Raw genomic sequence first — 14,138 nt, 5'->3', positions numbered from 1 at the left:
CTACGGCGACTCGGTCGGCGTCGCGGAGTCGTCGACCTCGAGAATGTCGCTGTGACAGTCGACGTGTGATTGTCCGGTCTGCTCCATGCACACCAGTACCGGCTGCTGGCTCTCCGAGGGAAGTGCAACAGCGTCGGGCCCGGGAGTGACTGTGGGACTGGAGATCTCACCGGGATACATCGACCAGATCGACGCGCCGGTGGTCGGCAGGTGCGCACAGTACGCGGGAGCGCCGGTCTCGGTGAGCCCGGCCTCACCGAGCGTGCCGCACTCCGCCCCCACGACCACCACCGGCAGGGCCACGCCCCCCGGCGACGCGGGCGCCGGTGCCGACGCGGTCGTCGGCGGTGCCTTGGCCTCCGCCGGGCGATCTCGGCCACGATCGAACAGCACGAAAGCGCCTGCAGCCAGGGCGATCAGCACCACCGCGATGGCCGCCGGCAGCACCCATCGACGCCGGGAAGGGGCCGCCGCCGGTCTGGCATGTCTGGGTCCCGATGCGCCCGTCGCGGCGTGCGCGGACATCGTCGGCTCCGAGTGGGCGGCCACGGCCGCCGGACCGGAGTGCCACACCGGGCCGGAACCGGAGATGGTGGCGTCGGTTCGATGGGCGAGCGCACGGGCGAAATCGACACACTTGGCGAACCGGTCCTTCGGCGACTTCGCGAGCGCCTTCTCGAAAGCCGGTCCGAGGTTGGACAATTCGGGCCTGCGGGCACCGATCGCGGGTATGTCGCCGGTCAGGTGCTGGCTGATGACGACCGCGGGATTCTCATGCTGAAACGGTGGCGTCCCCGTCAGCAGCTGAAAGGCGGTTGCCGCCAGCGCATACTGGTCGGCCCGGCCGTCGATGCCCTCGCCCATGAGCTGCTCCGGAGCGGCGTACGCGACGGTGCCCACGGTCATGTTGGTGGCCGTCAGATTCGTGGTCGCCCCGTCCCCGATCCGTCTGGCGATCCCGAAATCGGCCAGCATGATCCGCTCGTTGTTGGTCCCGTAGTTGGCCAGCAGGATGTTGGCGGGCTTGACGTCGCGGTGCAGCAGCCCGCGGTCGTGCGCGTAGTCGAGGGCGTCCGCGACGGCGGTGATGATGCGCACGACGTCGTCGGGAGGCATCCCGTTCGGGTAGCTCTCCGACAGCAGTCGGTGCGCGTCGGTGCCGTCGACGTAGTCCATCGAGATCCACAGCTGGCCGTCGACATCGCCGCGGTCATGCACCTCCACGATGTGCTGGTGCCACAGCGTGGCCGCGATGTCGGCCTCCCGGTTGAACCGCTGCCGGTACTCACTGTCGGCGCAGACGGTGGCCGAGAGCACCTTCAGCGCGTCATAGCGCGGCAGCCGGGGATGCTGGGCCAGGTACACCTCGCCCATCCCACCGGCGCCGAGTGAGCGCACGATGGTGTACCCGGCGAGCTCCTGTCCGTCCGCGAGCGGCATGGCCGAATAGTAGTTGTCTGCGGGACCGTCAGTGAGGTGTGCCGAGGTAAGGGAACTCCGACAGGGTGTCCGTATGCGGGCTCAACCCGCTGGGCGGGCACTCACCCTTGGTCAGGAAGGCCAGGCGATAGTCGATGACGTCGTCGGTGAACGTGCGGCCGTTCGGGTACTTCGCGGGTTTGGCCGGGTTGAACGTCAACATGTCGGGCAGCGTGCCCTCCCGGTCGATCGCGGCGATAGCCTGCTCGCGCGAGTAGCCGCCGGTATGGCCCATCAGGTGGATGAACTGCTCGATCCAGCGTTCGCGGTCGCGGACCGGCTCGCTGGCGTTGTACTCCAGCTTGGTGTCGTCGGTGTTGAAGAAGCTGCTGACCGACGGGTGGCCGGCCCGATCGACGTGGTTGAGCGTGCCGTTCTCCCGCAGGCTGCAGCGGCCCCAGATACGGATGTCGGGATCGGCGCCGAGGTATTCGGTGGGCAGTTCGAGCACGGTGGAGAACACGTTGGCGGTCGTGTTGGAGTCCTGACCGGTCCACGGCGACTTGCCGCCGAGCTCGGCGAGGTGGGGTGCGGTGAAGTTGCGCGTCCCCGACGTGTCGAACAGATTCTTGATGCCGTCGAAGTCGAAGAAGAACGCATCGCTGCGCGCACCCGCGAAGAACGTGAACCCACCCGACTGGTGTACGTCGGGGGTCTTGCCGAACGACACCTCGACTGCGTCGAAGATCTTCTCGCCGACGGCTTCTGGTTCCTTCGCGTCGTCACCGTGTGCGAGGTAGACGTCGACGCTCTGCCGTCCCTCCTGCGGTGTGGAGAAGACGTAGCTGAAAGCGATGTCGTTCTGCAGGTCGCCGTCGTTGTCGACGGCGAGCCGGTAGATGGCGTCGGGGTGCAGCGCGTCGGCGTTCGGATTCGCGTTCAGGATCAGCACGGTGCGCGCCGGGTCGGCGGGCGACTGGAACGCGTACAGGTCGCACAGATCGAGACGCTGATCACCGAGGGGCGGGCCGAGGCTGAGCCCCGTGAAGTGGTTGGACACCAGCCGATTATCGCCGCTAGATCGGTGTCAGGCCGTGCTTTCGCTGCACCCGGGTGATCTGCTTCTGCCGCAGCAGGCGCAGCGACTTGCGCAGCAGCAACCGGGTTTCGTGCGGCTGGATCACCGCGTCGATGTAGCCACGCTCGGCGGCGATCCACGGCGTTGCCATGTTGAGGTTGTAGCCCTCGATGAAATCGGCGCGGATCTTCTGCACCTCGGGCGCAGTGGGATCCGGGAAGCGTTTCACCAACAGCTGGGCCGCGCCCTCGGCGCCGATCACCGCGATGCGCGCGGTCGGCCAGGCGAAGTTGAGGTCCGCCGCCAGCTGCTTGGAGCCCATCACCGCGTACCCGCCGCCGTAGGCCTTGCGGACGATGACGGTCATCTTCGGCACGTCGGCCTCCACGAGCGCGTTGAAGAACCGGCCGCCGCGCTTGATGATGCCGCCCTTCTCCTGTTCGACACCGGGCAACGCGCCAGGAGTGTCGACCACGAAAACCAAAGGGGTGTTGTAGGAGTCGCAGAACCGAATGAACGCCGTCGCCTTGTCCGAGGCTTCGGTGTCGATCGAGCCCGAAAGGTACATGGGCTGGTTGGCGATGACGCCGACCGGACGACCGTCCACGCGCGCAAAGGCCGTGATCATCGCCTGCCCGCGTTGCGCGCCGACCTCGAACACGTCGCCGTCGTCGAAGATCCGTAGCAGGATCTCCATCATGTCGTAGGCCTGGTTGTCCGCGTCCGGCACGATCGAGTCGAGCTCGTAGTCGTGCGGTGTGAGGTCGGGTTCCATACCCGGGTTGACGATCGGCGGATCGTCAAAAGTGTTGGAGGGCAAGAAGCTCAGATAGTCGCGGACGTACTGGAACGCCGCCTCCTCCGACTCCACCACCTGGTGGATGTTGCCGTAGCGCGCCTGATTGTCGGCGCCGCCGAGTTCGTCGAGTGTGACGTCCTCACCTGTGACGTCCTTGATCACGTCGGGACCGGTGATGAACATGTAGCCCTGATCGCGCACCGCCACCACGAGGTCGGTCTGGATCGGCGAGTACACCGCGCCGCCCGCGCACGCGCCGAAGATCAGCGAGATCTCGGGCACCAGGCCGCGCAGCATCTCGTGCCTGCGGCCGAGCTCGGCGTACCACGCCAGCGACGTCACCGCGTCCTGGATCCGCGCACCCGCGGAGTCGTTGATGCCGATGATCGGGCAGCCGACCATCGCCACCCACTCCATGAGCTTGGCGACCTTGCGGCCGAACATCTCGCCGACCGAACCCTGGAACACCGTCTGGTCGTGGCTGAACACGCCGACCGGCCTGCCGTTGATGGTGGCGTGGCCGGTGACGACGCCGTCGCCGTACAGCGCGTTGGGGTCCCCCGGCGTCTTGCAGAGTGCGCCGATCTCGAGGAAGCTGCCCGGATCCACCAGCGAGTGGATGCGGGCGCGGGCGCTCGGGATGCCCTTGCGCTCACGCTTGGCGATGGCCTTCTCTCCACCGGGTTCCTTCGCCAACTCCAGCTTCTCGTGAAGATCGGCCAGCAGCTCCGCGGTGGTTTTGTTGGTCACTCGCCTACTTCTCCTGAGACTCGATGCGGTTGAGCGCCTCGCTCATGTGTGCGCCGACCTTGGCAATGTACGGCTCGTCGATGGCCTGGATGTGCTCACCCCCGATGGGCACCACCTCCAGCTCCGACACGAACTCGCCCCAGCCGCCGTCCGGTTTGCGGGTGGCGTACGCGGGCTCGAAGTAGATCGCGTCGTCGTGGTAGCGGTCGGCCATGTACAACGTCACGTGGCCGTCGTAGGGCTGGATCTCCGCGAGGTCGATGGCCCGCTGATCCAGGTACGACGTGCGCTGGTGCTCGATGATGCCGCCGGGGATCTGCACCCCGCTCTGGCTCACGACGTCCAGCACGAATCTCACCTGACCCTCGTCGTCGAGCGCCTCGAGCTCCTCGTACGGGATCTCGGGCACCTCGACATTGAAGGTGCGCTCGGCGAACCGTGCATAGCGGTCCCAGCGCTTGCGGGTCTCCTCCTTGGTCTGCAGGATCGGTTCCCCGGGCCGCACCGCGTCGATGAGGCCGACGAAGCGCACGTCGGCGCCCGCCTTCTTCAGCCCGATCGCGCACGCGTAGGCCAGCACACCACCCAGTGACCAGCCGGCCAGCACGAACGGACGGTCGCCGTTGATCTCCAGCAGCTTGGGCACATATTCGCTGGCGCGCTCCTCGATCGAGCCCTCCACGCGCTCAATGCCGTACATCGGAGTGGTCGCGGGCAGCCGCTTCAGCAGCGGCTCGTACACCACCGTCGATCCGCCGGCGGCGTGGAACACGAACACCGGGATGTCGTCTGACCCCTCCTGCGGGGCCCGCAGGGTGCGCACGAAACCGTCGACCTTGCCGCCCTCCAGGTAATCCCTGACGGTGGTGGACAGCTCTTCGATCGTCCCGGCGCCACGCACGTCGTCGGCGGTGACGGTGCCCTCGTCGACGCGCTCGGTGAGGCGTTCGGCGATCTTGGCCGCGGTGTCGTCGTCGACGGTCGGGAGCTCGTTGAAAATGCCGCCCGGGGACTTACCGGTCACGATCGCCCACGTCGCGAACGTCACTCGTTCGGCGGCGTCGCGCGGCGGCACGTCCGAGCCGAGCGCCTCGGTCACCGCCTCCTGGGTCAGCACTTTGGACGCGGCGGCCACCGTCGACTGCGATGGTCCGGACGCCGACGGGCCGCGAGGGTCGGTCGGCGGCGGCGGGATGGTCGGTGCCACCTGGGATTCCACGGCATCCGTGGCGATGGCCTCCGCGGCCCCCGTCTGCGTGGCTTCGGCAGCCTCGGTGGCTTCCGTGGCGATGGGATGCCCGGCCTCGGCCAGCTTGGCCTCCAGCTCGGCGACCGTCGTGGCGCCGCCCATCAACTCCGCCTGCGCGGCGGCGATCTCCTCGGCGGTCTGCCCCTTCTGCGACTCGGCGAGCTGGTCGACCTCGTCGCGGTGCTCGATCGCATACTGGATCAGCTTCTCCACCGCGTACAGGTTGGCGTCGCGCACCGCGGTCAACTGGATCGGCGGCAGGTCGAAGTCGTACTCGACGCGGTTCTTGATCCGCACGGCCATCAACGAGTCCAGGCCGAGCTCGATCAGCGGCACCTCCCACGGAAGGTCCTCGGGCTCGTAACCCATTGCGCCGCCGACGATCGCGCCGAGCCGCTGACCGATGGTCTCACCGGTGTCCGGTGACCACTTCGCGAAGCTCGCGGCCAGGCCTGCGCCTGCGGTGAGGTTGTCCTGCAGGATCGCGACGTCGTCCTGCTCTTCCTCGACAGGCTGCGCCGTCGAGACCTGCTCCGCGACAGTAGCTGCGCCGCTTGCGACGGGCAGTGCGGCCGTCTGGCCCCCACGGGTGACGACGGCGTCGTACACGAGAGTGAAGGAAGACTCAGCCCCATTATCGGAGCGCGCATGCACCTGCACCGTCGCGCCGCCGGGGTGGCGGGTCAGCGTGGTGACCAGCCGCGCATCGTCGGCGGGGACCGCGCGTTGCTCGAACGCCGTGATCTTGGCATCCGGAAGCACCTGTGCTGCAGCGGTTTTCACCAGTGTCACCAGGTCGGTGGCACCGCGAGGCGCGTACTCCCAGACGTGCCTGCCGTCCGGTGTCGCGACGTGGCCGCCGGGCAGTATCGCGGCGCTGTCACCGGCGAAGTGCACGTCGAGCCAGTGCGGCTTGCGTTTGAAGCGGGTGGGCGGGATCGCGGCGTAGTCACCGCGTTCAAAGAGCGTGCGGAAGTCCAGATCGTGGCCGTAGACGAACAGGTGCGCCATGGCCGTGGTCATCGAGTCGACCTCGTCCTGCTTGCGGGCCAGGGTCGCGATCAGTTGGGCGTCGTGCAGACCGGCGCTCGCCGTCGTCAGCCCAACCTGCATGAGCGCCACCGGGTTCGGGGCCAGCTCCAGGAACGTGGTGTGCCCGTTGTCGACGGCGTTGCGGATGCCGTGCGTGAAGTACACGCTGTGCCGCAGACCCTTCTTCCAGTAATCCACGTCGTGGATCGGCTCGCCACCGGCGCGGATCAGCTGACCCTCGTGCACAGTCGAGAAGTAGGCCGTCTGCAGCGGGTGCGGCTCGATGCCCTGGATCTCGGCGGCGAGTTCTCCGAGCAGCGGATCCATCTGCTGGGTGTGGCTGGCGCCCTTGGTCTGGAACTTGCGCGCGAACCGGCCCTCGGACTCGGCGCGCGCGATGATCGCGTCGACCTGCTCCGGCGGACCGCCGATGACGGTCTGGGTCGGCGCGGCGTACACGCAGACCTCGAGATCGGGGAAGTCGGAGAAGACGGTCTTGATCTCGTCGGTCGAGTACTCGACAAGCGCCATCAGACGGATGTACTCGCCGAACAGCATGGCCTCGCCCTCGCCCATCAGGTGAGCGCGCGAGCAGATGGTGCGCGTCGCGTCCTCCAGCGAGAGCCCGCCGGAGAAGTACGCCGCGGCGGCCTCGCCGAGCGACTGGCCCACCACCGCACCGGGTTTCGCGCCGTGCGCCTTCAGCAGCTCACCGAGCGCCACCTGGATCGCGAAGATCACGGTCTGGGTGGTCTCGATGCCGTAGTCCTTCGAGTCGTCGAGGATCAGCTCGACCACCGAGTAACCGCGCTCGTCCTGCACATAGGCGTCGACCTTGTTGATCCACTCGGCGAACGTCTCGTTGCGCAGGTACAGGCTCTTGCCCATCTTGCGGTGCTGCGCGCCGAAACCGGCGAGCACCCACACCGGGCCGTTGGTCACTGGACCGTCGGAGCTGACCACCAACGGGTTCGGCTTGCCGTCGGCGATGGCGCGCAGACCCTTGACCGCCTCGTCGTGGTCGTGCGCGAGAATCACTGCGCGCGAACGCCCGTGGTTGCGCCGCGACAGCGAACGGCCAATGGCCTCCAGCGACGTGCCCTGACCGGCGGGGCTCTCGATCCAGTCCGCGAGCTCGGCCGCCGTCGCCTTCTTACGCGACGTCAGGAACCCCGAAACCGCCAGTGGCACGATCGGCTTGACGGGGTTCTCGGCCTGCTCGGCTTCGAGTTCCTCGCGCGCGATCTCCAACAGACGCAGCGCCTCGTCGGTCAGACCGGGCAGCTCATGCTCGGCTTCGGTTGTCGCACCGTAGAACTCGGGATCGCGCTCGACATCGCCGTAGTCGTTGTCCTCGTCGTCGTCCTCGACCAGCACCCCGCCGACGTACACCGCGGGCTTCTCCGGCGCCGCGGTGACGGCGACGGGCGCCTCCTCGGGCTCGGGCTCGATGAGATCGGTCGGCAACACCTGGCGCAGCACCAGGTGCGCGTTGGCTCCGCCGAAGCCGAAGCCGGAGACACCGGCGATGGCGATGCCGCTGTAGCGCGGCCAGTCGGAGACGACGTCGTTGACCTTGAGACGCTCGCGCTCGAAGTCGATGTAGGGGTTGGGCCCGGTGTAGTTGATCGACGGCGGCAGCTTGTCGTATTTCAGCGCCAGCGCCATCTTGGCCAGACTCGCCGCACCCGCGGCTGATTCCAGGTGGCCCACATTCGATTTCACCGCACCGAGCAGCGCGGGCTTGTCCACCGGCCGGCCGCGGCCGATGACGCGGCCCAGCGCGTCGGCCTCGATCGGGTCGCCGAGGATGGTGCCGGTGCCGTGGGCCTCGACGTAGTCGACCGTCCTCGGATCGATACCGGCGTCCTTATAGGCCTTGCGCAGAACCGCTTCCTGCGCATCGGGATTCGGTGCGAGCATGCCGTTCGAACGGCCGTCGTGGTTGACGGCGCCGCCGGCGATGACCGCGAGGATGTCGTCACCGTCGCGGCGGGCGTCCTCGAGACGCTTGAGCACGACCATGCCGCCGCCCTCGGAGCGGGCGTAGCCGTCGGCGTCCTGCGAGAAGGACTTGATCCGGCCGTCCGGCGCCAGCACGCCGCCGACCTCGTCGAAGCCCAGCGTCACCAACGGCGTGATCAGTGCATTGACACCGCCGGCCACCACGACGTCGGCGTCCCCGGCGCGCAGGGCCTTGATGCCCTCGTTCACGGCGACGAGCGACGACGAGCACGCGGTGTCGATGGCCATCGACGGCCCGCGGAAATCGTAGAAGTAGGACACCCGGTTCGCGATGACCGCGCTCGAGTTACCGGTGATGGCGTACGGGTGCGCCACCGAGGGGTCGGCCACCGACATGAACATGTAGTCGTTGACCGAGCTGCCGATGAAGACGCCGACATTCTCGCCGCGCAGGCTGGACGCGGGAATCCTGGCGTGCTCCAACGCCTCCCACGTCAATTCGAGGGCCATCCGCTGCTGCGGATCGATGTTGTCGGCCTCCATCTTCGACAACGCGAAGAACTCGGCGTCGAAGCCCTTGATGTCCGAGAGGTAACCGCCGCGGGTACGTGCCTTCTTCACCCGCTCGGCGATGCGGGGCTCGCTGGTGAATTCCGACCACCGGCCCTCGGGCAGATCGCTGATCGCGTCGCGGCCCTCGAGCAGCGCGCGCCACATCTCGTCCGGAGTGTTGAGGTCACCGGGGAAGCGCGTGCCGATGCCGATGATCGCGATGTTGGTGCGGCCCTCGTCGACGGTGCGTGACCAGTCCTCATCGCCGGTGAACTCCGGCTCGGGCTCACCCTCGACGATGACCGTCGCGAGCGACTCGATGGTGGGATGCCGGAACGCCATGGTCGCGGTGACGACGACGCCCGTGTAGTCCTCGATATCGCTGGCCATCGCGACGGCGTCGCGGGAGGCCATGCCCAACTCGATCAGCGGCGCCGACTCGTTGACGGAGTCCGGCGACGTGTTCGTCGCGTTGGCCACCCAGTTGCGCATCCACTCGCGCAGCTCGGGCACCGAGATGTCAGTGCGCGGAGCCGCGGCCTCGAAGTCGGGAGACGGGGTCTCGGGTTGCTGCTGCGAATCGTCTTGTGTGTCAGCCATGTTCAGGAGGTCAGCCGTCAGTCTTTTTCGTCGGGGAAATCGTTGGGGATCTTGCCCGCGCGCAGACTGCCGTCCAGATACGCCGCGCGGCAGGCCCGCCGGCCGATCTTGCCGCTGGAGGTGCGCGGAATCGCACCTGCCGCGGTGAGCAGCACGTCGCGCACGGTGACACCGTGACGCATGGCGATGGCGGTGCGGATGTCGTCGGCGATCGGCCCCATGTCCAGCTTGTGCGCGCCTGGCGCGCGCTCGCCGACGATCACCAACTGCTCCGACGAATCGTCGGGATCGCGCTTGAGACCGGCATGGGCGTTTTCGAACACCTCGTCGGGCAGCTGGTTGGCCGGCACCGAGAACGCCGCCACGTATCCCACCCGCAGCGCCTTGGTCGCCTCCTGCGCGGAGTACTCCAGGTCCTGCGGATAGTGGTTACGGCCGTCGATGATCACCAGATCTTTCACGCGGCCGGTGATGAACAGCTCTCCGTCGTGGAACGCGCCGAGGTCACCGGTGCGCACCCACGTCGCGTCGTCTGTCGCGCCCTCGGCGTGCGACGGGCTGGTCCGCGACTTCAGGATGTTCTGGAAGGTCTGGCGAGTCTCTTCTTCCTTGCCCCAGTAGCCGGTGCCCATGTTCTGGCCGCTGATCCAGACCTCACCGATCTGTCCGTCGGGGAGCTCGGTGGCGGATTCGCCGTCGACGATCACGGCCCACTCCGCGATGCCCACCTTGCCCGCACCGGCCTGCGCCACGGCGGTCGGCGAATCGGGGGCGACCTCGACGAAGGTGCCGGTGTTCAGCGCGGCGCGGTCGACGGAGACGATCCGGGGGTGGTCACCCATCGGCGTGGTCGAGACGAACAACGTCGCTTCGGCCAGTCCGTAAGACGGCTTGATGGCCTGTGGCTTGAAACCGTACGGCGCGAACGCGTCATTGAACCTCTGCACGGTCGCGGCCGAGATCGGCTCGCTGCCGTTGAGGATGCATTTGACGACCGACAGGTCCAGCGGCGGCTCATCGTCCTTGGGCACCCCGCGCGCGGCGGCGTGATCGAAAGCGAAGTTCGGAGCCACCGAGATCACCCCACCGGTGTCCTCTGGCTTGCGTGACATCTCCCGAATCCAGCGGCCGGGCCTGCGAACGAACGCGGCCGGGGTCATGAACGTGATGTAGTGCCCGAGCATCGGCGCCAGCATCGCCGTGATCAACCCCATGTCGTGGAAGAACGGCAGCCACGACAGGCCGCGGTCACCTTCCTCGCCGTCGAGTGCCTCGATGATCTGGACGATGTTGGTGGCCAGGTTGAGGTGGGTGATCTGCACGCCGGTCGGGACGCGGGTCGACCCGGAGGTGTATTGCAGGTAGGCGATCGTGTCTGCGGAGACGGGCACCTGCTCCCAGGTGGCGCCGACGTCGTCGGGCACGGCGTCGACCGCGATGACGCGCGGACGCTCCTTGGCGGGCCTGGTGCGGAAGAACTTGCGCACACCCTCCGCGGCCTCGGTGGTGGTGAGGATGGCCGACGGGTGGCAGTCGTCCAGGACGGCGTGCAATCGCCCGACGTGACCGGGCTCGTTGGGGTCGAACAGTGGCACCGCGATGCGGCCCGAGTACAGCGTGCCGTACATCGCGACCACGTACTCGAGGTTCTGCGGGCACAGGATCGCCACGCGGTCGCCCGGCTGGGTGACCTGCTGCAAACGAGCGGCGATCGCGCGGTTACGTGCGCCGAAATCCGCCCAGTTCAGCTCGCGCGCCACACCGTCGCGTTCGACGGAGAAGTCGAGGAATCGGTAGGCGACCTTGTCGCCACGGACCTTGGCCCACTTCTCGACGTGCTTGACCACGCTGCCGTTGTCGGGGAACTTGATCAGTCCGTCTTTCAGGAACGGGTTGTGGAACCCCATTCTCACTCTCCTGTCGAAGCCTCGTTTTTGAAGCCGCTAGCACCTCAATGTGGACGGGCGCGCCGCCGCGTGGGTCCCTGCCCTGCGCGTTTCGGCTTCGCGTCCCTCACCGCTCTTAGTTTTCTCTTAATGTTAGGCGACCGGTGGACGCAGTCCAAATCTCCGCGGTTACAGGTCAGCCATGTTTCGGGCGCGGGGCGTTATCGATCACACTCTGCGCCCAACCCAGTGTCCACTGCGGGGCAGAGGCACCATCGAGATTCCAGAATTGCGGCGTGTTGTACATCGCGTGGATCGGCTGGCCGGCGCCGCCGCTGAGCACCTCGAGCGTCCGAGGCAACTGGGTGATGTTGAAGGCCGACTCGGGCGCCGAACAGATCAGGTCGCCCGCGGCACATATCTCGAAGACGCGGTTGTTGAGCATCCCGAAACCGCCCGAACGCGGACCGGTCATGTCCAGACCTAGCTCACCCAGCATCGGGACCTCGTCCAGGGTGATCTCCGCACCCTGGCCCGGCGCGTTGGGGCCGACGTCCTGACCGACGCCGGGCTGACGGCGACCGTCGGCGATCAGCACCGCCCCGAGCACCAGATCCTCGTCGACCGGGCCGCGGCCGTTGCCGATATCGCTGGCGATGTCACCGGCGATCACCGCGCCCTGCGAGAAACCGACCAGCACGTAACTGGTCAACGGGCAGCGGTTGTTCATGTCCGTCATGGCCCGCACCGTCGCGTCGAAGCCCTCGGCGCGGCTCTGGTCGTAGGACATCTGCTTGTCCGCGGCGAACGGATTGTGGAACTGCGCGGTGTAGGGAACCGTGTAGATCTCCAGCCGGCCCGCGTCGAACTGCTGACGCAGCGGGTTGGTGACGTTGAGGAGCAGCGCGATGGGGAACTGCGTCGGGTTGAACGGGTCGAGCTGAGGCGACGACTCCCAGGTGCCGGGGACCGAGATCATCTGCACGTCGGGGCAGCTGGCGTCCTGGAATTCGGGACGCGGTTTCCTACCCGTCGGCGGAATGCCGCCGGGAACCGATGTGGGTGGCTGCGCGCCCGGGACCGGGGTGTCAGGTGATCGCTGCCACACCCAGACCAGCACCACGACCAGTACCACCACGAGTGAGACCGCCACCGCTGCGACGAGCCCCAGAATGCGGTGACGTTTCCGCCGAGTGGTCTTGGACATGGGTTCTCTGTTACTCCTCGCGTGCTGTGGTCTGGTGCGCGCCGTAGGCGACTACTAGCAGAGTCGCTCGGTCGCGATGCGAATGTACTCGGCGGTCGCGGTGTCGATGTCGGCCGCCGACGGCGCAGCCGACGATAGCCCGTCGCCGTCGACGTCGCCGCGCACCACCGGCCGCACGAAGTCCCACACCGCGTGGTCGTTCTGTTTTGCGGCCCTGGCCTGGCAGACATAGGACCCGATCGACAGGGCGGCCAGATTGCTCGACGGCTTCACGCCGGCGGCGGTGAGCGCATCGAGGTATTCGCGTTGCTTTGCCGTCACGACCAGAGCGTTGGACTGTCCGCCCGCCTGCTGGGGTCCCGGAGGCGCCGCGCCGGCGTCACCGTGCGCGGTTTCCGTTTCGGAGGTCGGCATGCCGATGGTGGCCATCACGTCGTTGCCCGAACATCCGGTCATCAACGCGGGGACCGTCGCCACCAGCAGTGTTGTTGCTGAAGTTGCCAACCATCCGGTCGAAGCGACCCGCCGCCGTACCGAAAGCTGCACGTTTCCAAGGTACCGGCTGAAACACAGAAGAAACTGAGAGCGCATGGCGTGCCGCGCTCGGTTGCTGCCTACCTGATACGCGCTATTTGATGGTGGCGACTAGTTCGCCAGACATCGCGGCGAGCTGCCCGCTCCAGGCACCCCAGTCATTGCCGCCGCTGGCCGGGAAGTCGAAGTGGCCGTTCTTACCGCCGACCGAACGATAGTGCTGGTAGAACTCCTTGTTCGTGCCCGCGGCGATATCGCAGTAGCCGATCATCGCGGGCACATCGCAGCCACCGGTCGTCGGGGAGTACACCCACAGCCGGGTGTTGTTGTCCGAAAGCAGCTGCACGTGGACGTTCGGTGAATGCCATTTCCACCGGCCCAGCTGTGGCAAGCCCCACATGTTGCGGATGTCGACACCGCCGAACTGCTGCAGGCCGGCGGTGATGGCGCCGTCGACGCCGGTGCGCTCAGGAGCCAGGAAACCGGACAGCGATCCCGCGAAGCGGTACCGGTCCGGGTGGAACGTCGCCATCGCCATCGCGCCGTATCCACCCTGGGACGCCCCGACGATGCCGTGCCCGCCGGGTGCGAGGCCCTTGTTGGCGGCCAGCCAGTTCGGCAGCTCGGTCGCCAGGAACGTCTCCCACTGCTTGCTGCCGTCCTGCTCCCAGTTGGTGTACATGCTCCAGGCGCCGCCGGCGGGTGCGGCGACCGAGATGCCCTGCCCGCCGAGGGTCGCCATCGCGTTACCCGCCGTGACCCAGTTGCTGACGTCGGGGGCCGCGTTGAAGGCGTCGAGCAGGACGACGGCGTGCGGCCCGCCGCCGGAGAACGCGACGGGGATATCGCGGCCCATTGCCGCCGAGGGGACCATCAGCATTTCGACGTCGGCCTTGGCAGACGGCGCCAATGACGTGCCGGCACCCCAGAGGCCGGCAGCCAGCACCACGGTCAACAACGTCCGGATCACGACATGCATCAACAGCCCCATTCCACGTTCGTCTCGCAGTCCCCGCGCGAGCAGTCAACCACACCTGCACGAGGAGATGCCCCGGAAATGGCTGACG

At 67.4% G+C, this 14,138-nt stretch carries 8 protein-coding genes; all 8 read right to left on the bottom strand.

Annotated elements, in window-relative coordinates:
- Entirely contained in the window at positions 1-1,440 is a 1,440-nt protein-coding gene (locus M1248_RS06190) for a serine/threonine-protein kinase (RefSeq protein WP_163733140.1), read from the bottom strand.
- Positions 1,441-1,468: 28 nt separating this feature from the next.
- On the bottom strand, positions 1,469-2,479 hold the full coding sequence (locus M1248_RS06185; protein ID WP_317147838.1) for a DUF4331 family protein: 1,011 nt from the start codon (positions 2,477-2,479) through the stop codon (positions 1,469-1,471).
- Positions 2,480-2,495: 16 nt separating this feature from the next.
- A complete protein-coding gene (locus M1248_RS06180; RefSeq protein ID WP_163733134.1) occupies positions 2,496-4,046 on the bottom strand; it encodes an acyl-CoA carboxylase subunit beta in 1,551 nt (516 codons plus the stop codon).
- A gap of 4 nt (positions 4,047-4,050) precedes the next feature.
- The gene (gene pks13, locus M1248_RS06175) at positions 4,051-9,444 is read right to left on the bottom strand and encodes a polyketide synthase Pks13 (RefSeq protein ID WP_317147837.1); all 5,394 of its coding nucleotides are present in this window, start codon (positions 9,442-9,444) and stop codon (positions 4,051-4,053) included.
- Positions 9,445-9,461: 17 nt separating this feature from the next.
- The gene (gene fadD32 / locus M1248_RS06170) at positions 9,462-11,351 is read right to left on the bottom strand and encodes a long-chain-fatty-acid--AMP ligase FadD32 (RefSeq protein ID WP_317147836.1); all 1,890 of its coding nucleotides are present in this window, start codon (positions 11,349-11,351) and stop codon (positions 9,462-9,464) included.
- Positions 11,352-11,526: 175 nt separating this feature from the next.
- Entirely contained in the window at positions 11,527-12,537 is a 1,011-nt protein-coding gene (locus tag M1248_RS06165; protein ID WP_317147835.1) for a cutinase family protein, read from the bottom strand.
- A gap of 54 nt (positions 12,538-12,591) precedes the next feature.
- Complete coding sequence (locus tag M1248_RS06160) at positions 12,592-13,083, bottom strand: DUF732 domain-containing protein (protein WP_163733122.1); 492 nt, start codon at positions 13,081-13,083, stop codon at positions 12,592-12,594.
- Between the two features lie 82 nt (positions 13,084-13,165).
- Positions 13,166-14,050: an alpha/beta hydrolase-fold protein gene (locus M1248_RS06155; RefSeq protein WP_163733119.1), complete on the bottom strand. Its 885-nt coding sequence runs from the start codon at positions 14,048-14,050 to the stop codon at positions 13,166-13,168.
- Positions 14,051-14,138: the final 88 nt, after the last annotated feature.

This window comes from Mycobacterium sp. 29Ha, from assembly GCF_032883055.1.
Classification (GTDB): Bacteria; Actinomycetota; Actinomycetes; order Mycobacteriales; family Mycobacteriaceae; genus Mycobacterium; species Mycobacterium gallinarum.
Note: the sequence above shows the minus strand (reverse complement) of the source record. Positions and strands in the feature narration are given on the sequence as shown.

Excerpts from the sequence above, each read along its gene's own strand:
- pks13 (WP_317147837.1), bottom strand. The coding sequence starts at position 9,444 with ATGGCTGACACACAAGACGATTCGCAGCAGCAACCCGAGACCCCGTCT.
- M1248_RS06155 (WP_163733119.1), bottom strand. The coding sequence starts at position 14,050 with ATGCATGTCGTGATCCGGACGTTGTTGACCGTGGTGCTGGCTGCCGGC.
- M1248_RS06190 (WP_163733140.1), bottom strand. The coding sequence starts at position 1,440 with ATGCCGCTCGCGGACGGACAGGAGCTCGCCGGGTACACCATCGTGCGC.
- fadD32 (WP_317147836.1), bottom strand. The coding sequence starts at position 11,351 with ATGGGGTTCCACAACCCGTTCCTGAAAGACGGACTGATCAAGTTCCCC.
- M1248_RS06165 (WP_317147835.1), bottom strand. The coding sequence starts at position 12,537 with ATGTCCAAGACCACTCGGCGGAAACGTCACCGCATTCTGGGGCTCGTC.